Source organism: Patiriisocius sp. 208BN25-11, assembly GCF_058147145.1.
Genome location: NZ_JBYVJY010000098.1, coordinates 1 through 246 on the forward strand (window position 1 = coordinate 1; position 246 = coordinate 246).

Sequence of the window (246 nt, forward strand, 5' to 3'; positions counted from 1 at the left end):
AGAAAATTAGAGACACGAGAAAGGCCATGGAAAAAGCTGCAAAAGAGCTAGACTCTATGATGGCTGCAAAACTTCGAGACAAAATAAAAGCGTTGCAGAAGACCAAAGATGAGCTGTTATAACTACCTCGGAAATTCTATAGGGTTACCTACGGTGTTAGATTCCTAAAAAGTCGCCTTGGTTCTTCTTTTAATCTTCCTCGCAAACCGTTACATTTGTACCTATGAATTAATACAGTTTAATACT

The 246-nt window shown here is 37.8% G+C and carries 1 protein-coding gene; it reads left to right on the plus strand.

All coding sequences use genetic code 11. The annotated features are described in order from the left end of the window. Positions 1 to 122, plus strand: a 122-nt coding sequence (locus ACY2RS_RS15720) for a UvrB/UvrC motif-containing protein (RefSeq protein WP_490099604.1), incomplete at its 5' end; no start/stop codon positions are given. Positions 123 to 246: the final 124 nt, after the last annotated feature.